The 18,251-nt window shown below is 52.1% G+C and carries 28 protein-coding genes; 26 read left to right on the top strand and 2 right to left on the bottom strand.

The genetic code is table 11. The features are described 5' to 3' along the window. Positions 1-11 precede the first annotated feature (11 nt). A complete protein-coding gene (locus WFK59_RS18150) occupies positions 12-206 on the top strand; it encodes a YheV family putative zinc ribbon protein (protein WP_233986950.1) in 195 nt (64 codons plus the stop codon). A gap of 198 nt (positions 207-404) precedes the next feature. Continuing rightward, positions 405-977, top strand: a complete 573-nt coding sequence (gene slyD / locus WFK59_RS18145; protein WP_336756710.1) for a peptidylprolyl isomerase — start codon at positions 405-407, stop codon at positions 975-977. 90 nt (positions 978-1,067) lie between these two features. On the opposite strand, the gene WFK59_RS18140 is transcribed toward slyD, so the two are convergent. Then, on the bottom strand, positions 1,068-1,286 hold the full coding sequence (locus WFK59_RS18140; RefSeq protein WP_013359251.1) for a SlyX family protein: 219 nt from the start codon (positions 1,284-1,286) through the stop codon (positions 1,068-1,070). 268 nt (positions 1,287-1,554) lie between these two features. On the opposite strand from WFK59_RS18140, the gene fkpA reads away from it, so the two are divergent. The 11 genes from fkpA (at position 1,555) to bfr (ending at position 9,799) form a co-directional block, all read left to right on the top strand. Beyond that, positions 1,555-2,391 carry an FKBP-type peptidyl-prolyl cis-trans isomerase gene (fkpA, locus tag WFK59_RS18135; RefSeq protein WP_233986952.1) on the top strand — a complete coding sequence of 279 codons (837 nt, stop codon included), beginning with the start codon at positions 1,555-1,557 and terminating at the stop codon, positions 2,389-2,391. Between the two features lie 165 nt (positions 2,392-2,556). Further along, positions 2,557-3,279, top strand: a complete 723-nt coding sequence (locus tag WFK59_RS18130) for a helix-turn-helix transcriptional regulator (protein WP_009087612.1) — start codon at positions 2,557-2,559, stop codon at positions 3,277-3,279. Then, entirely contained in the window at positions 3,279-3,665 is a 387-nt protein-coding gene (gene tusD, locus WFK59_RS18125; protein ID WP_336756708.1) for a sulfurtransferase complex subunit TusD, read from the top strand. Before WFK59_RS18130 ends, tusD begins: the two co-directional genes overlap by 1 nt. Continuing rightward, positions 3,665-4,024 carry a sulfurtransferase complex subunit TusC gene (gene tusC, locus WFK59_RS18120; protein ID WP_233986954.1) on the top strand — a complete coding sequence of 120 codons (360 nt, stop codon included), beginning with the start codon at positions 3,665-3,667 and terminating at the stop codon, positions 4,022-4,024. The genes tusD and tusC overlap by 1 nt, the downstream gene beginning before the upstream one ends. Positions 4,025-4,033: 9 nt before the next feature. Continuing rightward, entirely contained in the window at positions 4,034-4,321 is a 288-nt protein-coding gene (gene tusB / locus WFK59_RS18115) for a sulfurtransferase complex subunit TusB (RefSeq protein ID WP_233986955.1), read from the top strand. A 124-nt stretch (positions 4,322-4,445) separates the two neighbouring features. Further along, entirely contained in the window at positions 4,446-4,820 is a 375-nt protein-coding gene (rpsL, locus tag WFK59_RS18110) for a 30S ribosomal protein S12 (protein ID WP_003852912.1), read from the top strand. Positions 4,821-4,916: 96 nt separating this feature from the next. Continuing rightward, complete coding sequence (gene rpsG, locus WFK59_RS18105; protein ID WP_003852909.1) at positions 4,917-5,387, top strand: 30S ribosomal protein S7; 471 nt, start codon at positions 4,917-4,919, stop codon at positions 5,385-5,387. 90 nt (positions 5,388-5,477) lie between these two features. After that, positions 5,478-7,592, top strand: coding sequence for an elongation factor G (gene fusA / locus WFK59_RS18100; protein WP_031376823.1), 2,115 nt, complete (start codon positions 5,478-5,480; stop codon positions 7,590-7,592). Between the two features lie 68 nt (positions 7,593-7,660). Next, positions 7,661-8,845 carry an elongation factor Tu gene (gene tuf / locus WFK59_RS18095; RefSeq protein ID WP_105099977.1) on the top strand — a complete coding sequence of 395 codons (1,185 nt, stop codon included), beginning with the start codon at positions 7,661-7,663 and terminating at the stop codon, positions 8,843-8,845. A 176-nt stretch (positions 8,846-9,021) separates the two neighbouring features. Further along, entirely contained in the window at positions 9,022-9,216 is a 195-nt protein-coding gene (bfd, locus tag WFK59_RS18090) for a bacterioferritin-associated ferredoxin (RefSeq protein ID WP_336756877.1), read from the top strand. Between the two features lie 109 nt (positions 9,217-9,325). Then, positions 9,326-9,799, top strand: a complete 474-nt coding sequence (gene bfr / locus WFK59_RS18085; RefSeq protein WP_094121650.1) for a bacterioferritin — start codon at positions 9,326-9,328, stop codon at positions 9,797-9,799. On the opposite strand, the gene WFK59_RS18080 is transcribed toward bfr, so the two are convergent. Beyond that, positions 9,786-10,565, bottom strand: coding sequence for a prepilin peptidase (locus tag WFK59_RS18080; RefSeq protein ID WP_336756704.1), 780 nt, complete (start codon positions 10,563-10,565; stop codon positions 9,786-9,788). The two genes, bfr and WFK59_RS18080, sit on opposite strands and share 14 nt — an antisense overlap. A 398-nt stretch (positions 10,566-10,963) precedes the next feature. Between WFK59_RS18080 and rpsJ the strand changes: the two genes are divergently transcribed. From rpsJ to rplN, 13 genes are all read left to right on the top strand, one after another. Then, complete coding sequence (gene rpsJ, locus WFK59_RS18075; RefSeq protein WP_001181005.1) at positions 10,964-11,275, top strand: 30S ribosomal protein S10; 312 nt, start codon at positions 10,964-10,966, stop codon at positions 11,273-11,275. 32 nt (positions 11,276-11,307) lie between these two features. Further along, positions 11,308-11,937, top strand: a complete 630-nt coding sequence (gene rplC, locus WFK59_RS18070; RefSeq protein WP_003850712.1) for a 50S ribosomal protein L3 — start codon at positions 11,308-11,310, stop codon at positions 11,935-11,937. A 10-nt stretch (positions 11,938-11,947) separates the two neighbouring features. Further along, the gene (gene rplD / locus WFK59_RS18065; protein ID WP_003850711.1) at positions 11,948-12,553 is read left to right on the top strand and encodes a 50S ribosomal protein L4; all 606 of its coding nucleotides are present in this window, start codon (positions 11,948-11,950) and stop codon (positions 12,551-12,553) included. Further along, on the top strand, positions 12,550-12,852 hold the full coding sequence (gene rplW, locus WFK59_RS18060; RefSeq protein WP_094121649.1) for a 50S ribosomal protein L23: 303 nt from the start codon (positions 12,550-12,552) through the stop codon (positions 12,850-12,852). The genes rplD and rplW overlap by 4 nt, the downstream gene beginning before the upstream one ends. 17 nt (positions 12,853-12,869) lie before the next feature. Then, positions 12,870-13,691 carry a 50S ribosomal protein L2 gene (rplB, locus tag WFK59_RS18055; RefSeq protein ID WP_094121648.1) on the top strand — a complete coding sequence of 274 codons (822 nt, stop codon included), beginning with the start codon at positions 12,870-12,872 and terminating at the stop codon, positions 13,689-13,691. Positions 13,692-13,707: 16 nt separating this feature from the next. Beyond that, positions 13,708-13,986, top strand: coding sequence for a 30S ribosomal protein S19 (rpsS, locus tag WFK59_RS18050; RefSeq protein WP_001138115.1), 279 nt, complete (start codon positions 13,708-13,710; stop codon positions 13,984-13,986). 13 nt (positions 13,987-13,999) lie between these two features. After that, on the top strand, positions 14,000-14,332 hold the full coding sequence (gene rplV, locus WFK59_RS18045; protein WP_008927136.1) for a 50S ribosomal protein L22: 333 nt from the start codon (positions 14,000-14,002) through the stop codon (positions 14,330-14,332). 17 nt (positions 14,333-14,349) lie between these two features. After that, positions 14,350-15,048 (top strand): 30S ribosomal protein S3, encoded by a 699-nt coding sequence (gene rpsC, locus WFK59_RS18040; RefSeq protein ID WP_009087585.1) that lies wholly within the window; start codon positions 14,350-14,352, stop codon positions 15,046-15,048. A 12-nt stretch (positions 15,049-15,060) separates the two neighbouring features. Continuing rightward, entirely contained in the window at positions 15,061-15,471 is a 411-nt protein-coding gene (gene rplP / locus WFK59_RS18035) for a 50S ribosomal protein L16 (protein ID WP_008927134.1), read from the top strand. Then, positions 15,471-15,662 carry a 50S ribosomal protein L29 gene (gene rpmC, locus WFK59_RS18030; RefSeq protein ID WP_003850146.1) on the top strand — a complete coding sequence of 64 codons (192 nt, stop codon included), beginning with the start codon at positions 15,471-15,473 and terminating at the stop codon, positions 15,660-15,662. Before rplP ends, rpmC begins: the two co-directional genes overlap by 1 nt. Further along, positions 15,662-15,916 (top strand): 30S ribosomal protein S17, encoded by a 255-nt coding sequence (rpsQ, locus tag WFK59_RS18025; protein WP_003850147.1) that lies wholly within the window; start codon positions 15,662-15,664, stop codon positions 15,914-15,916. Before rpmC ends, rpsQ begins: the two co-directional genes overlap by 1 nt. A 359-nt stretch (positions 15,917-16,275) precedes the next feature. Continuing rightward, the gene (locus WFK59_RS18020) at positions 16,276-17,628 is read left to right on the top strand and encodes an 8-oxoguanine deaminase (RefSeq protein WP_233986957.1); all 1,353 of its coding nucleotides are present in this window, start codon (positions 16,276-16,278) and stop codon (positions 17,626-17,628) included. Between the two features lie 248 nt (positions 17,629-17,876). Further along, positions 17,877-18,248, top strand: coding sequence for a 50S ribosomal protein L14 (gene rplN / locus WFK59_RS18015; RefSeq protein ID WP_006120590.1), 372 nt, complete (start codon positions 17,877-17,879; stop codon positions 18,246-18,248). Positions 18,249-18,251: the final 3 nt, after the last annotated feature.

Raw genomic sequence — 18,251 nt, 5'->3', positions numbered from 1 at the left:
GGCGAAATATCATGCGTAAACGTTTTATTGCCGGTGCGACCTGTCCGCACTGTCAGGAAAAAGACACGCTGGCGATGTGGCGTGAAAACAATGTCGATGTGGTGGAGTGCGTTAAGTGCGGCCACCAGATGCGTGAGGCTGATAAGCAGGCGCGCGATAAGGTTCGCACTAACGAGCAGGTTATCGGAATTTTCCATCCTGAGTAGCGTAATGGCTCAGCTTTTTTTAAGCTTAAACTTACAGCGGGATTGAATTCCGTTACAATTGACGCCATTAACGCTGAGGTCGCAAGAGAAAAGGTTAACCCCTCTTGCACTCAGCCCCGAACCTTTCTGGTTGGTGTTATTGCACGCAAGAATAGACCAATGAGACGGGATCTCAGCTCTCAACGGTTAGGAGATATCATGAAAGTAGCAAAAGACCTGGTGGTAAGCCTGGCCTATCAGGTACGTACAGAAGACGGCGTGTTAGTTGACGAGTCACCGGTGAGTGCACCGTTAGACTATCTGCACGGTCATGGTTCCCTGATTTCTGGTCTGGAAAATGCGCTGGAAAACCACGTAGCAGGCGACAAGTTTGACGTGCATATCCCGGCGAACGACGCGTACGGTCAGTACGATGACAACCTGGTGCAGCGTGTACCGAAAGACGTCTTTATGGGCGTTGACGAACTGCAGGTTGGCATGCGCTTCCTGGCAGAAACCGATCAGGGCCCGGTACCGGTAGAAATTACCGAAGTGGAAGACGATCACGTCGTGGTTGATGGTAACCACATGCTGGCGGGTCAGAACCTGAACTTCAACGTTGAAGTGGTTGCGATTCGTGAAGCCACACCGGAAGAACTGGCCCATGGTCACGTTCACGGTGCAGATGGCCATCATCACGACCACGACCACGACCATGATCACGGTCATGACCATGACCACGACCATGGTAAAGGCGGTTGCGGTACGGGCGGTTGTGGCTGCAGCCACTAAGTCTGAGTATCCGCTTCAGGGCCACCTTCGGGTGGCCTTTCTTTTGGCTGCAGCGCACGGGTTTACCTGTCAGGATGCGCCGGCGGCAAATTAATAGTGCGGCGGCGGCGTCTCTTCAGACTGTGACGCGACCATCGACGGCGCATTAGCTTTGAGCTTGTCAGTCAGAATACGCATCTGCTCACGCATCTTATTCATCTCCAGTTCGTGCTGAACCACTGCGCTGTTCAACTGCTCAATGGTCATCTCCTGAAAGGCCAGTTTGCTCTCTAACGTCTCCAGACGCTGTTCCCACTCAGATTGTTGCATGACCTGTTCCTCTGTTAAGGTGCGACTCGGGCGTGATTCTACGGCCTGGCAGCAAAGAATCACCTGATTTTTAAACTATCTGCGGCGTCTCGCTTGAAAAAGCGCAGCGCGGCATCATCTCTGATGAAACTTCCTGATGCAAAAAAGGTCGGAGGTTAACCGGGTAATTACATTGTGGTAGTGTTCGCCACTGCCACGTAAAGTTATAGTGTGGACTCTGAAGTCCGCAATGATTCCCGAGGTTAGACGCTTCGGTTTTGGAGAATGGATGAAATCACTGTTTAAAGTCACATTGTTAGCTACCACTATGGCCGTTGCGCTGAATGCTCCGCTGACCATGGCGGCAGAAACGGCTGCTGCACCGGCAACGGCTGCTGCGCCACAGTCTGCTCCTCAGGCACCGAAAAATGCTGCCTTCAAAGATGAAGACCAGCAATCTGCCTACGCGCTGGGTGCCTCGCTGGGTCGCTACATGGACAACTCCCTGAAGGAACAGGAAAAACTGGGCATCAAACTGGATAAGCAACAGCTGATTGCCGGTGTTCAGGATGCGTTTGGCGGCAAGAGCAAGCTCTCTGATGAAGAGATCGAGCAGACGCTGCAGGCGTTTGAAGGCCGCGTGAAAGGCGCAGCTTCCGCGAAAATGGAAAAAGATGCGAAAGAGAACGCCGAAAAGGGTGACGCTTACGCAACCAAATTCGCGAAAGAGAGCGGCGTGAAGAAAACCGAAAGCGGCCTGCTGTATAAAGTCGAGAAAGAAGGGACCGGCGACGCCCCTACCGATAGCGATACGGTTGTTGTGAACTACAAAGGTACGCTGATCGACGGTACCGAGTTCGATAACTCCTATACCCGTGGTGAGCCGCTCTCCTTCCGTCTGGATGGTGTGATTCCGGGCTGGACTGAAGGTCTGAAGCATGTGAAGAAAGGCGGTAAGATTAAGCTGGTGATCCCACCACAGCTGGCTTACGGCAAAAATGGCGTTCCGGGTATCCCGGCTAACTCCACGCTGGTGTTTGATGTCGAGCTGCTTGATATCAAACCGGCCCCTAAAGCAGACGAAAAAGCGCAGGCACCTGCTGCTGACGCGAAAAAAGCACAGTAATCTGCTCACCGCCGCCTTCGGGCGGCGGTTTCATTTCTGCGTCATGACAAACCACTGGCATAAGCCGACGACATTTGCCAGACTAGCGCCTGCCTAATTATCCCAATATTGAGTCTGCCCATAAGCCGCTGTGACAGGCTCCAGCCATTCAGGGTGATCTCTTCAATGTCTAATCCATTCAATCCCGGTGAACTGAGCGACTTCGATCTGCTGGAGCAGCGCCCGTTCGAGCAAACAGATTACGATATTCTGAAATCATACGAGGCTGTCGTCGATGGTCTGGCGATGCTGATCGGTTCACACTGTGAAATTGTCCTGCACTCGCTGGAAGATCTGAAATGTTCCGCGGTGCGTATTGCCAATGGTGAGCACACCGGCCGTAAGGTGGGATCGCCGATTACCGACCTGGCGTTGCGGATGTTACATGACATGCACGGCGCCGACAGTAACGTCTCGCGCGCCTACTTTACCCGCGCCAAAAGCGGCGTGCTGATGAAGTCGGTCACTATTGCGATCCGTAACCGGCAGCAGCGGGTGATTGGCCTGCTCTGTATCAACATGAACCTGGATGTGCCGTTCTCTCAGATTATGTCGACCTTTATGCCGCCGGAGATGCAGCAGGTTGACTCCAGCGTCAACTTTGCCAGTTCCGTTGATGACCTGGTGATGCAGACGCTGGAGTTCACGATTGAAGAGGTCAGCGCTGACCGCAATGTATCCAACAACGCCAAGAATCGCCAGATTGTGCTGAATCTGTATGAGAAGGGCATCTTCGATATTAAAGATGCAATTAACCAGGTTGCCGATCGGCTCAACATTTCGAAGCACACGGTCTATCTCTACATTCGCCAGTTCAAAAACGGCGATTTTCAGGGGCAGGATCGGTAATGCGCTACACCTTACTGGTTACCGGTCCGGCTTACGGCACGCAGCAGGCGACCAGTGCCTTGCTGTTTGCCCACGCGCTGCTGGCGGAAGGTCATCAGCTTGAGAGCGTCTTCTTCTATCGCGAAGGCGTGCTGAATGCAAACCAGCTGACCGCACCGGCCAGTGATGAATATGATGTGGTTCGGGCCTGGCAGGCACTGCATCAGCAGCAGGGCGTGGCGCTTAATATCTGTGTGGCGGCTGCGCTGCGTCGTGGCGTGACGGATGAACAGGAGGCGGCTCGCCTGCAACTGCCCGGCAGTAATCTCCAGCCCGGCTTTACGCTGAGCGGGCTGGGTGCGCTGGCCGAAGCCGCGTTAGGCTGCGAACGTCTGGTGCAATTCTGATGAATAGAGTGGCTTTTGTCTTTACCCGCGCACCGCATGGCAGCAGCGCAGGACGTGAAGGGCTGGATGCCGCGCTGGCAACCGGTGCGCTGAGCGAGGATATCGGATTATTTTTCATTGGCGATGGCGTGCTGCAGCTCAATTCACAGCAGCAGCCCGACGCGATTGCCAGTCGTCACTATGCGCCGACCTTTGGCGTGCTGGCGCTGTATGACATCGATCACTGCTATCTCTGTCGGGCGTCGCTGGCCGCGCGTGGAATGCAGGTTGACGCCGACCGGGTAATGGATGTTACGCTATTGTCTGCGCTGGAACTGCGTCAGACACTGGCCGGTTACGATCGCATTCTTACCTTTTAGAGGCTTTTCATGCTGCACACGCTCCTGCATTCACCGGCCTACAGCGATCTTGAGACGCTGCTGTTAATGGCTGGCGCGGATGACGACATACTGCTGTTGCAGGATGGCGTGCTTGCCGCTTTAGCCGGAAGCCGGGCGCTGCAACAGCTTTCAGCCTGTGCGGCAGCACTGTGGGTGCTGGAAGAAGATGTTCGCGCCCGCGGCCTGGCTGGACAAATTTCAACCAATGTGCGTCCGGTGGACTATACTGGTTTCGTCGCACTGACGGTAAAGCATCCACAACAAATGACCTGGTAATCGTCTAAAACCTGGTTATTTCTTGACACCCTTTTGACGCAGCCCTAAAATTCTGCCTCCTCGTAATTCTACGAGGCGATTTATTACGTGTTTACGAAGCAAAAGCAAATCCAGGAGCTATTTAATGGCAACAGTTAACCAGCTGGTTCGCAAACCACGCGTCCGCAAAGTTGCAAAGAGCAACGTGCCGGCGCTGGAAGCTTGCCCGCAAAAACGTGGCGTTTGTACTCGTGTGTACACCACCACTCCTAAAAAACCAAACTCAGCACTGCGTAAAGTTTGCCGTGTGCGTTTGACTAACGGTTTTGAAGTTACCTCCTACATTGGTGGTGAAGGTCACAACCTGCAGGAACACTCCGTGATCCTGATCCGTGGCGGTCGTGTAAAAGACCTGCCAGGTGTGCGTTACCACACCGTTCGTGGCGCGCTTGACTGCTCAGGTGTTAAAGACCGTAAGCAGGCTCGCTCCAAGTACGGCGTGAAGAAGCCAAAGGCTTAATGGTTCTCCGTTAAGTAAGGCCAAACGTTTTAAATTAAATGTCAAAATAAACTCATAGAGTTTTGGACAATCCTGAATTAACAACGGAGTATTTCCATGCCACGTCGTCGCGTCATTGGTCAGCGTAAAATTCTGCCAGATCCTAAGTTCGGATCAGAGCTGCTGGCCAAATTTGTAAATATCCTGATGGTAGATGGTAAAAAATCTACTGCAGAATCAATCGTTTATACCGCGCTTGAGACCCTGGCTCAGCGTTCAGGTAAAAACGCGCTGGAATCTTTTGAAGTAGCCCTGGAAAACGTGCGTCCGACTGTCGAAGTTAAGTCACGTCGCGTTGGTGGTTCTACTTATCAGGTACCAGTTGAAGTCCGTCCGGTTCGTCGTAATGCTCTGGCAATGCGCTGGATCGTAGATGCTGCTCGTAAACGCGGTGATAAATCAATGGCTCTTCGCCTGGCGAACGAACTTTCTGATGCTGCAGAGAACAAAGGTACAGCAGTTAAGAAACGTGAAGACGTTCACCGCATGGCAGAAGCCAACAAGGCGTTCGCACACTACCGTTGGTAATCACCACGTAGATGTTAAACCAGCGGGCGCTCAATCAGCCAACCCGCTGGGGTCGACTTACCTTGAACGTCCGAGAATCAGAGGAATCAAATGGCTCGTAAAACACCCATTGCTCGCTACCGTAATATCGGTATCAGTGCGCACATCGACGCCGGTAAGACTACCACTACCGAACGCGTTCTGTTCTACACCGGTGTAAACCACAAAATCGGTGAAGTACATGACGGCGCAGCAACCATGGACTGGATGGAGCAGGAACAGGAACGTGGTATTACCATCACTTCCGCTGCGACCACCTGTTACTGGTCTGGTATGGCCAAGCAGTTTGAACCACACCACATCAACATCATCGACACCCCAGGACACGTTGACTTCACCATCGAAGTTGAACGTTCTATGCGTGTGCTTGATGGCGCGGTAATGGTTTACTGTGCAGTTGGTGGCGTTCAGCCACAGTCTGAGACCGTATGGCGTCAGGCTAACAAATATAAAGTTCCACGCATTGCGTTCGTTAACAAAATGGACCGCATGGGTGCTAACTTCCTGAAAGTTGTTAACCAGATGGAAGTTCGTCTGGGTGCAACTCCAGTTCCTCTGCAGCTGGCTATCGGCGCAGAAGAGAAATTCACTGGTGTTGTTGACCTGGTGAAAATGAAAGCAATCAACTGGAACGACGCAGATCAGGGTGTAACCTTCGACTACGAAGATATTCCAGCTGATATGCAGGAACTGGCTGAAGAATGGCACGCGAAGCTGGTTGAAGCCGCTGCTGAAGGCTCTGATGAGCTGATGGAGAAATTCTTCGGTGGTGAAGAACTGACTGAAGAAGAGATCAAAACATCTCTGCGTAAGCGTGTTCTGAACAACGAAATTATCCTGGTAACCTGTGGTTCTGCATTTAAGAACAAAGGTGTTCAGGCGATGCTGGATGCAGTTGTTGAATATCTGCCAGCACCGACTGACGTTACCGCGATCAACGGTATGCTGGACGACGGTAAAGACACGCCGGCTGTTCGTCACTCTGATGACAACGAGCCGTTTGCTGCACTGGCGTTCAAAATCGCTACCGACCCGTTCGTGGGTAACTTAACCTTCTTCCGCGTTTACTCTGGTGTTGTTAACACGGGTGACACCGTGTTCAACCCGGTTAAGTCAAACCGTGAGCGTCTGGGCCGTATCGTTCAGATGCACGCTAACAAGCGTGAAGAGATTAAAGAAGTTCGTGCGGGCGATATCGCAGCTGCGATCGGCCTGAAAGATGTGACCACTGGTGACACCCTGTGTGACCCAGATAACGTCATCATCCTTGAGCGCATGGAGTTCCCGGAGCCGGTAATCTCTATCGCCGTTGAGCCAAAAACCAAAGCTGACCAGGAAAAAATGGGTCTGGCTCTGGGCCGTCTGGCAAAAGAAGACCCATCATTCCGCGTATGGACTGATGAAGAATCTAACCAGACCATCATCGCCGGTATGGGTGAATTGCACCTCGACATCATCGTTGACCGTATGAAGCGTGAGTTCAACGTTGAAGCAAACGTGGGTAAACCACAGGTTGCTTACCGTGAAGCGATTCGCACCAAAGTTACCGATGTTGAAGGTAAACATGCCAAGCAGTCTGGTGGTCGTGGTCAGTATGGTCATGTTGTTATCGACATGTACCCACTGGAGCCAGGTTCGAACCCGAAAGGCTACGAATTTGTCAACGACATCAAAGGTGGTGTGATTCCTGGTGAATACATCCCTGCGGTTGACAAAGGTATCCAGGAGCAGCTGAAATCAGGCCCTCTGGCTGGTTACCCGGTTGTGGATCTGGGCGTGCGTCTGCACTTCGGTTCTTACCACGATGTCGACTCCTCAGAACTGGCGTTTAAACTGGCCGCGTCTCTTGCCTTCAAACAAGGCTTTAAACAAGCGACACCTGTTCTGCTTGAACCTATCATGAAGGTTGAAGTTGAAACGCCAGAAGAGAACACGGGTGATGTCATCGGTGACCTTAGCCGTCGTCGTGGTATGCTCAAAGGGCAGGAATCTAACGCTACTGGCGTTCAGATTCACGCTGAAGTTCCGTTGTCTGAGATGTTCGGATACGCAACTCAGCTGCGTTCTCTGACCAAAGGTCGTGCTTCTTACTCCATGGAGTTCCTGAAGTATGACGATGCGCCAAACAACGTAGCGCAGGCCGTTATTGAAGCTCGTAGCAAATAAGCTACGGTTTAAATTTGAACTGATGCCTTCACCCAGATGGTGAAGGCACAACGTAAGGAATTATCGCCATGGCGAAAGAGCAATTTCAGCGTAACAAACTGCACGTAAACGTGGGCACCATCGGTCACGTCGACCACGGTAAAACCACCCTGACTGCAGCTATCACCACCGTACTGTCTAAAACTTACGGCGGCCAGGCGCGTGCATTCGATCAGATCGATAACGCACCAGAAGAGAAAGCACGTGGTATCACCATCAACACTTCACACGTTGAGTATGAAACCCCGACTCGTCACTACGCACACGTTGACTGCCCAGGCCACGCCGACTATGTGAAAAACATGATCACCGGTGCTGCGCAGATGGACGGCGCGATCCTGGTTGTTGCTGCGACTGATGGCCCAATGCCACAGACCCGTGAGCACATCCTGCTGGGTCGTCAGGTTGGCGTTCCTTACATCATCGTGTTCCTGAACAAGTGTGACATGGTTGATGATGAAGAGCTGCTGGAACTGGTTGAGATGGAAGTTCGTGACCTGCTGTCAGCTTATGACTTCCCAGGCGACGATACTCCAATCGTTCGTGGTTCTGCACTGAAAGCGCTGGAAGGCGAAGCTGAGTGGGAAGCGAAAATCATCGAACTGGCTGAGCATCTGGATAACTACATCCCAGAACCACAGCGTGCGATCGATATGCCGTTCCTGCTGCCAATCGAAGACGTATTCTCAATCTCTGGCCGTGGTACTGTTGTTACCGGTCGTGTTGAGCGCGGCATCGTTAAAGTCGGCGACGAAGTTGAAATCGTAGGTATCAAAGATACTGCGAAATCAACCTGTACCGGTGTTGAGATGTTCCGTAAGCTGCTGGACCAGGGTCAGGCAGGCGAAAACTGTGGTGTTCTGCTGCGCGGTATCAAGCGTGAAGACATCCAGCGTGGCCAGGTTCTGGCTAAGCCAGGCAGCATCAAGCCACACACCCAGTTCGAGTCAGAAGTTTACGTTCTGTCTAAAGACGAAGGTGGCCGCCATACTCCGTTCTTCAAAGGTTACCGTCCTCAGTTCTACTTCCGTACAACTGACGTAACTGGCTCAGTAGAGCTGCCAGAAGGCGTGGAAATGGTAATGCCAGGCGACAACATCAAAATGGTTGTTACCCTGATCCACCCAATCGCTATGGACGAAGGTCTGCGCTTCGCAATCCGCGAAGGCGGCCGTACCGTTGGCGCGGGTGTTGTTGCTAAAGTTATCGCTTAATTGTGATATCTGCTGTGGTCGTGTAAACGGCCACTGCAACAGAATAAAAGAGCACTTCGGTGCTCTTTTTTTTGTCGGCCGAAAAGGCAAGGGTAAGTCCCCACAAAGGCTGGGTTTGAAATAAAAACGATTCGCATTTACACTGTGTACAGAAAATGTACCTGAGTGATGAGTCAATGTACGTCTGCCTGTGTAATGCCGTAAGTGATAAAACCCTTCGTGAAGTTGTACGCCGCTATCAGCCCAAATCTATCCAGCAGCTTCGTCAACTTGTTCCGGTTGGCAAGCAGTGTGGTAAATGTATTCGCGCTGCGCGTGAAATCATGAACGAAGAGATGCAGCATGCCCCGATGTATAAAGAGATTGCCTGAGCATCGGGCAATCTGTTCTCTGTGTGAATAACCACATTATTTGTCGCGTTTTTTTGACTTCTTTTTAACCGCATCTACGCTCTAATAAACCGGACGCGGAGGGTTAACAATGAAGGGCGACATAAAAGTTATCAGTCATCTCAATAAACTGCTTGGAAATGAGCTGGTTGCCATCAATCAGTACTTTTTGCATGCACGGATGTTCAAAAACTGGGGGCTGACACGCCTCAACGATGTCGAATACCACGAATCGATCGATGAGATGAAGCATGCCGACAAGTACATTGAACGCATTCTTTTTCTGGAAGGCATTCCCAACCTGCAGGACTTAGGCCGGCTTCGCATTGGTGAAGATGTTGAAGAGATGCTGGGTTCCGATCTTGCGCTGGAGCTGGAAGGGGCAAAAGATCTGCGTGAAGCGATCTCCTATGCAGACAAAGTTCATGACTACGTCAGTCGTGACATGATGATAGAAATCCTCGCCGATGAGGAACACCATATCGACTGGATCGAAACCGAACTTGAGCTTATCCGGAAAATGGGGATCCAGAACTATCTGCAGGCGCAGATCAAAGAAGAGTAAAGCGCGTCTGAAGCACAATCATCACCCAGCCCGCGATGGCCAGGAATGGGCCAAACGGCAGCGGGCTGTTACTTAACGCTTTAGATCCACGCCAATACCCAATCACCACACACCCCAGTGCCAGCGATGTCGCTCCCACGGCTATCCAGGGTAATGCCTGCCAGCCACAACAGCTACCCAGCGCCGCAAACAGCTTCATGTCGCCATATCCCAGCCCGTCACGTCTTCGATACAACCGATAGCCCCAGCCCAGCAGCCAAAGCGAGCAATAGCCTGTCAGGCCACCTGCAATCGCTGTCGCTTCAGATCCCGTCGTCATCGCATGGGTTAAACCCAGCCAGAGCAGCATAGCGTTGAGCGGGTCAGGCAGACAGAGATGCCGAAGGTCAATCGCGGCCAGCAACAGCAGCAGGCAAGAGCAGGCAATAATGAACAGGCAGTTCGTTATCTGCGTAAACGTATTGAGTGCCAGCAGGCAGAGCAGGGCGATCAGCATCTCTGTCATCAGGCTGCACGGGCTAACAGGCTGACGGCAGAAGCGGCATCTACCCTTTAAGGCTGGCCAGCTTATCAGCGGTAAGCTGTCGCGCCACAGGAGCCGATGCTGGCAGCAGTCACACTGCGAGCCGGGTGAGCAGAGTGCGCCAAACCAGCGGGCAGGCGAGAAAGCGGGTGAGTAGCGATGAGAGGCCAGCGCGATAAAGCTGCCTAATGCACCGCCAGCGATAAGGGTAACGGCGTTAATCGCCATCTGAAGCGAGTTCATAGCGGTTCCTGAGTGGAATAAAAGGTCTGGCGGGACTCTGCGCGTAATTCGCTTGCCTGTCATGGCGCCGATCGTCTTATCGGGAAATGGCGCGCAGTAAAAGAGTGAAACAGAGACGAAGAGGAGAGGGCAGTGCGAGGCCGATCGAAAAACATCCGGCGATAATCCTAGGGAAAAGGGCAACACGGGTTGCTTCCTGAGCAGATTTACGTATAATGCGCGGGCCTGCAGATATTGCAGGCGCGATTCGAGCAGAATCGCAGACGGCAGAATTTTAGGCCGCCTGACAATACTCCCAATTGGGGAGTTATATGCTGAACGATTACACTCTCCCATCAATCGTAATGGGCTCGAGTAGTAATTTTTTTCGTCTATAAAAAGTTTGGAGCTCTGGTCTCATGCAGAACCAAAGAATCCGTATCCGTCTTAAAGCGTTTGATCATCGTCTGATCGATCAATCAACCGCGGAAATCGTTGAGACCGCCAAGCGCACTGGTGCGCAGGTTCGTGGTCCGATCCCGCTGCCAACCCGCAAAGAGCGCTTTACCGTTCTGATCTCTCCGCACGTTAACAAAGATGCGCGTGATCAGTACGAAATCCGCACTCACAAGCGTCTGGTAGACATCGTTGAGCCAACTGAAAAAACCGTTGATGCTCTGATGCGTCTGGATCTGGCTGCCGGTGTTGACGTGCAGATCAGCCTGGGTTAATCAGGTCATCGAGCGATTGAGAGGTTGAAACAATGATTGGTTTAGTCGGTAAAAAAGTGGGCATGACCCGCATCTTCACTGAAGATGGCGTTTCTATCCCCGTCACCGTAATCGAAGTTGAAGCGAACCGCGTTACTCAGGTCAAAGGCCTGGAAAACGATGGTTACCAGGCAATTCAGGTTACCACCGGTGCTAAAAAAGCAAACCGTGTGACCAAACCTGAAGCTGGTCATTTTGCTAAAGCTGGCGTTGAAGCTGGCCGTGGCCTGTGGGAATTCCGCACCGCTGAAGGTGAAGAATACTCTGTAGGTCAGAGCATCAGCGTTGAGATTTTCGCTGAAGTTAAAAAAGTTGACGTAACCGGTACCTCTAAAGGTAAAGGTTTCGCCGGTACCGTTAAGCGCTGGAACTTCCGTACCCAGGACGCGACTCACGGTAACTCCTTGTCTCACCGCGTTCCGGGTTCAATCGGTCAGAACCAGACTCCGGGCAAAGTGTTCAAAGGCAAGAAAATGGCAGGTCAGCTGGGTAATGAGCGCGTAACCGTTCAGAGTCTGGACGTAGTACGTGTTGACGCTGAGCGCAACCTGCTGCTGGTTAAAGGTGCAGTTCCCGGTGCAACCGGTAGCGACCTGATCGTTAAACCAGCTGTGAAGGCGTAAGGGGATAGCAATGGAATTAGTATTGAAAGACGCGCAGAGCGCGCTGACTGTTTCCGAAACTACCTTCGGTCGTGATTTCAACGAAGCGCTGGTTCACCAGGTTGTTGTTGCTTACGCATCTGGCGCCCGCCAGGGTACTCGTGCGCAGAAAACGCGTGCTGAAGTAACTGGTTCAGGCAAAAAGCCATGGCGTCAAAAAGGCACCGGCCGTGCGCGTGCAGGTTCTGTAAAGAGCCCAATCTGGCGTTCAGGTGGCGTGACCTTTGCTGCGAAGCCGCAGGACCACAGTCAAAAAGTTAACAAAAAGATGTACCGCGGCGCGCTGAAAAGCATCCTGTCCGAGCTGGTACGTCAAGATCGTCTGATCGTTGTCGAATCATTTGCTGTAGAAGCACCGAAAACCAAGCTGCTGGTACAGAAACTGAAAGACATGGCGCTGGAAGACGTGCTGATCATCACTGGCGAACTGGATGAGAATCTGTTCCTGGCTGCGCGTAACCTGTACAAGGTAGACGTGCGTGATGCATCAGGTATCGACCCAGTTAGCCTGATCGCCTTCGACAAAGTCGTTATGACTGCTGATGCAGTTAAGCAAGTTGAGGAGATGCTGGCATGATCCGTGAAGAACGTCTGCTGAAAGTACTGCGCGCGCCGCACGTATCTGAAAAAGCATCTAGCGCGATGGAAAAAACCAATACCATCGTTCTCAAAGTTGCTAATGACGCGACCAAAGCAGAGATCGTTGCTGCTGTTGAGAAACTGTTCGAAGTAGAAGTTAAAGACGTAAACACCCTGGTTGTTAAGGGTAAAGTTAAGCGTCACGGACAGCGTATCGGTCGTCGTAGCGACTGGAAAAAAGCTTACGTCACCCTGAAAGAAGGCCAGAATCTGGACTTCGCTGGCGGCGCTGAGTAAGTCGGAGGAGAAAGACAATGGCAGTTGTTAAATGTAAACCGACATCTCCGGGTCGTCGCCATGTAGTTAAAGTGGTAAACGCGGAGCTGCACAAGGGCAAACCATTTGCCCCGCTGGTAGAAAAAAACAGCAAATCCGGTGGCCGTAACAACAATGGTCGTATCACTACCCGTCACATCGGTGGTGGTCATAAGCAGGCTTACCGTCTGGTTGACTTCAAACGCAACAAAGATGGTATCCCGGCAGTTGTTGAACGTCTTGAGTACGATCCGAACCGCTCTGCGAACATCGCACTGGTTCTGTACAAAGACGGCGAGCGCCGTTATATCCTGGCCCCTAAAGGCCTGAAAGCCGGCGACCAGATCCAATCTGGCGTTGATGCTGCGATCAAAGCAGGTAACACTCTGCCGATGCGTAACATCCCGGTGGGTTCTACTGTGCATAACGTAGAAATGAAACCAGGCAAAGGCGGTCAGATTGCTCGCTCAGCCGGTGCTTACGTGCAGATCGTTGCGCGTGAAGGTTCTTACGTTACCCTGCGTCTGCGTTCTGGTGAAATGCGTAAAGTCGAATCTGACTGCCGCGCAACACTGGGCGAAGTCGGCAACGCTGAGCATATGCTGCGCGTTCTGGGTAAAGCTGGTGCAGCCCGTTGGCGTGGTGTTCGTCCGACCGTTCGTGGTACCGCGATGAACCCAGTTGATCACCCGCACGGTGGTGGTGAAGGTCGTAACTTTGGTAAGCACCCGGTCACTCCGTGGGGCGTTCAGACCAAAGGTAAGAAGACCCGTAGCAACAAGCGTACCGATAAGTTTATCGTACGTCGCCGTAGCAAATAATATTAGAGGATAAGCCATGCCACGTTCTCTCAAGAAAGGTCCTTTTATTGACCTGCACTTGCTGAAGAAGGTAGAGAAAGCGGTGGAAAGCGGTGACAAGAAGCCTTTGCGCACTTGGTCCCGTCGTTCAACGATCTTTCCTAACATGATCGGTTTGACCATCGCTGTCCATAATGGTCGTCAGCACGTTCCTGTCTTTGTTTCCGACGAAATGGTTGGTCACAAGCTGGGTGAATTCGCGCCGACACGTACTTATCGCGGTCACGCGGCTGATAAAAAAGCCAAGAAGAAATAAGTAGGAGGAAGAGATGGAAACTTTAGCTCAACATCGCCACGCTCGTTCTTCTGCTCAGAAGGTTCGCCTTGTTGCTGACCTGATTCGCGGTAAGAAAGTGTCGCAGGCACTGGACATTTTGACCTACACCAATAAGAAAGCGGCTGTACTGGTCAAAAAAGTTCTGGAATCTGCCATTGCTAACGCCGAACACAACGATGGCGCTGATATCGACGATCTGAAAATCACGAAAATTTTCGTTGATGAAGGTCCGACCATGAAACGCATTATGCCGCGTGCCAAAGGTCGTGCAGATCGCATCCTGAAGCGCACCAGCCACATTACTGTGGTTGTGTCCGATCGCTGAGACTCTGGAGACTAGCAATGGGTCAGAAAGTACATCCTAATGGTATTCGCCTGGGTATTGTAAAACCATGGAACTCTACCTGGTTTGCGAACACCAAAGAATTCGCTGACAACCTGGACAGCGACTTTAAAGTACGTCAGTTTTTGACTAAAGAACTGGCTAAAGCATCTGTCTCTCGTATCGTTATCGAGCGTCCAGCGAAGAGCATCCGTGTGACTATTCACACCGCTCGTCCGGGCATCGTTATCGGTAAGAAAGGCGAAGATGTAGAAAAACTGCGCACGGTCGTCGCGAATATCGCTGGCGTTCCTGCACAGATCAATATCGCCGAAGTCCGCAAGCCGGAACTGGACGCGAAACTGGTAGCTGACAGCATCACTTCACAGCTGGAGCGTCGTGTGATGTTCCGTCGTGCTATGAAGCGTGCAGTTCAGAACGCCATGCGTCTTGGCGCGAAGGGTATTAAAGTCGAAGTTAGCGGCCGTCTGGGTGGCGCCGAGATCGCACGTACCGAATGGTATCGTGAAGGTCGCGTGCCATTGCACACACTGCGTGCTGACATTGACTACAACACCTCTGAAGCGCACACCACTTATGGTGTAATCGGCGTTAAGGTATGGATCTTCAAAGGTGAGATCCTGGGTGGTATGGCTGCTGTTGAACAACCGGAACCGGCTGCTCAACCTAAAAAGCAGCAGCGTAAAGGCCGTAAGTAAGGAGAGTCGCTGATGTTACAACCAAAGCGTACGAAATTCCGTAAGGTGCACAAAGGCCGTAACCGCGGTCTGGCTGCGGGTACGGATGTCAGCTTCGGTACTTTCGGTCTGAAAGCTGTTGGCCGTGGTCGTCTGACTGCTCGTCAGATCGAAGCAGCACGTCGTGCTATGACCCGTGCAGTTAAGCGTCAAGGTAAGATCTGGATCCGAGTATTCCCGGACAAACCGATCACCGAGAAGCCGCTGGAAGTGCGTATGGGTAAAGGTAAGGGTAACGTGGAGTATTGGGTTGCCCTGATCCAGCCTGGTAAAGTCCTGTATGAAATGGACGGCGTACCAGAAGAGCTGGCCCGTGAAGCATTCAAGCTGGCAGCAGCAAAACTGCCTATCAAAACCACCTTTGTAACTAAGACGGTGATGTAATGAAAGCAACAGAGCTGCGTGAAAAAAGCGTTGAAGAGCTGAACACTGAGCTGCTTAATCTGCTGCGTGAGCAATTTAACCTGCGCATGCAGGCAGCATCTGGCCAACTACAGCAGACTCATCTGCTGAAGCAAGTGCGCCGTGATGTTGCACGCGTTAAGACTTTACTGACTGAGAAGGCGGGTTCGTAATGACCGATAAAATCCGTACTCTGCAGGGTCGTGTAGTAAGTGACAAAATGCAGAAATCTGCAGTTGTTGCTATCGAACGTTTCGTGAAACACCCGATCTACGGCAAATTCATTAAGCGTACGACTAAGCTGCACATCCATGACGAGAACAATGAATGTGGAATTGGTGACGTGGTAGAAATCCGCGAATGCCGTCCACTGTCCAAGACTAAATCCTGGACCCTGGTTCGCGTAATTGAGAAAGCTGTTCTGTAATAAGAATCGTTTTTTCTGAGAAAACCCTCTGCTTCGGCAGGGGGTTTTTTTTTGCCTTGAGTCTGGAGCTTGATTCATTTGTGCCTGTGCGATTACAGAAGTGATGGCGCTCACAAATTTCGCAGGATCTGCGGCTTATGCTGCGGATCTCCGGGCCTGTCGCCTGGAAACCCTGATCTCAGTCAGAACAGGGTTATCATAACCGTACAAGGAAATGTGCTGTGAATATGGAGAGTCCAGACCGCTTGCGGCGGTCGCTGTTAAAATTGCCTCTGCTGGCTGCGTTACCTGCGATTAGCTCAGCGAAAAACTTGCCGCTATTATCAGGAGCTACACAACAGCAACCTGCAGGCAATCAGATGGAACGAACGCTATTACTAAAGAACGCCGACTGTGTGGTTTGCATGGATGCCGACCGTCGTGAAATAGGTCACGCCAGTATCCTGATAAAAGGGAATCAGATCGTTGCCGTCGGGGCAGCAGCAACGCTTCCAGACCATGCTGATGAGGTGATCGACCTCAAAGGCCATATCGTCATTCCAGGGCTGATTAATACGCATCACCACATGTATCAGAGCCTGACCCGTGCAATCCCCGCCGTCCAGAATGGTGAGCTGTTTAACTGGCTGACTCATCTCTATCCGCTATGGCAGAACCTGACGCCGGAGATGATTCGAATTTCGACAAAAATCTCGATGGCGGAACTGATGCTATCGGGCTGCACTACAACCAGCGACCATCTCTATGTTTATCCTAACGGCTGCCGGCTTGATGACAGTATTGAAGCGGCGCAAGAGATGGGGATGCGTTTTCATGCCAGCCGCGGCAGTATGAGCGTCGGTAAGTCACTGGGCGGCCTGCCGCCGGACAGTCTGGTGGAGAATGAGGCTGCAATCTTAAAAGATACTCAGCGTGTCATAGAGCGCTATCACGACGCTAGCCACGGGTCGATGTTACGGGTGGTAGTGGCGCCCTGCTCGCCGTTCTCCGTCAGCCGAGAGCTGATGAAGCAGTCTGCAACGATGGCGCGTCACTATGGCGTTTCAATGCATACCCACCTGGCTGAAAACGACAGTGATATCCGTTACAGCCGCGAGAAGTTCAATATGACGCCAGCACAGTATGTAGAGGACCTCGGCTGGGTAGGTCCGGACGTCTGGCATGCGCACTGTGTGAAGCTGGATCAGCACGGTATTGAGCTCTTTGCCCGCACCGGTACCGGTATCGCGCACTGTCCCTGCTCGAATATGCGACTGGGCTCGGGTATCGCGCCTGTACGTCACATGTGCGATGCCGGTGTGCACGTTGGTATGGGCGTCGATGGTTCCGCCTCCAATGACAGCTCAGACATGATTGCAGAGGTGCGTCAGGCGCTGCTGCTACAGCGTGTCGGCTTTGGTCCGGACGCGATGACGGCACGACAGGCACTGGAACTGGCGACGCTTGGCGGGGCGAAGGTACTGAACCGCGATGATGTCGGAACGATTGCGCCGGGCATGATGGCCGATTTGGCGGTTTTTGACCTGAATCAGATTGGGCTGGCCGGGGCAGGGCACGATCCGGTTGCCTCGCTGGTCTTCTGTAATCCCGGTCAGGTCGCTTACAGCATCATCAACGGCAATGTCAGGGTGCGTAACGGCCAACTGACGGGAATTGAGCTGCCAGCGGTGTTGCGTCAGCATAACCAACTGGCCAGAAAGTTGGTCAGTTAGTCCATTCGGGCACTTTATTCAGGAAGCGACGAAAAATAAGGCAGATTACATTTGCTACTGTTCGCACTATTCCCTAGAATACGCCCTCCCTGTCATCAGGGAAAATCAGCGGCTCGATTGAGAGCCGTTTATTTTTTCTACCCATCTGTGAGAACCGGTGTTACAATGCCGCGCCCTCAATTATGGGGCTTTCTAACGACCTGAGGTTTAGGTCCCGAAGTAGTAGTTGACATTAGCGGAGCACTAAAATGATCCAAGAACAGACTATGCTGAACGTCGCCGACAACTCCGGTGCACGTCGCGTAATGTGTATCAAGGTTCTGGGTGGCTCGCACCGTCGCTACGCAGGCGTCGGTGACATCATCAAAGTTACCATCAAGGAAGCAATTCCTCGTGGTAAAGTCAAAAAAGGTGATGTCCTGAAGGCGGTAGTGGTGCGCACCAGGAAGGGTGTTCGTCGCCCGGACGGTTCTGTCATTCGCTTCGATGGTAATGCATGCGTTATTTTAAACAATAACAGTGAGCAGCCTATCGGTACGCGTATTTTTGGGCCGGTAACTCGTGAACTTCGTACTGAAAAGTTCATGAAAATTATCTCTCTGGCACCAGAAGTACTCTAAGGA

It is taken from the genome of Pantoea sp. USHLN298, from assembly GCF_037149395.1.
GTDB classification, from domain to species: Bacteria; Pseudomonadota; Gammaproteobacteria; order Enterobacterales; family Enterobacteriaceae; genus Pantoea; species Pantoea astica.
Note: the sequence above shows the minus strand (reverse complement) of the source record. Positions and strands in the feature narration are given on the sequence as shown.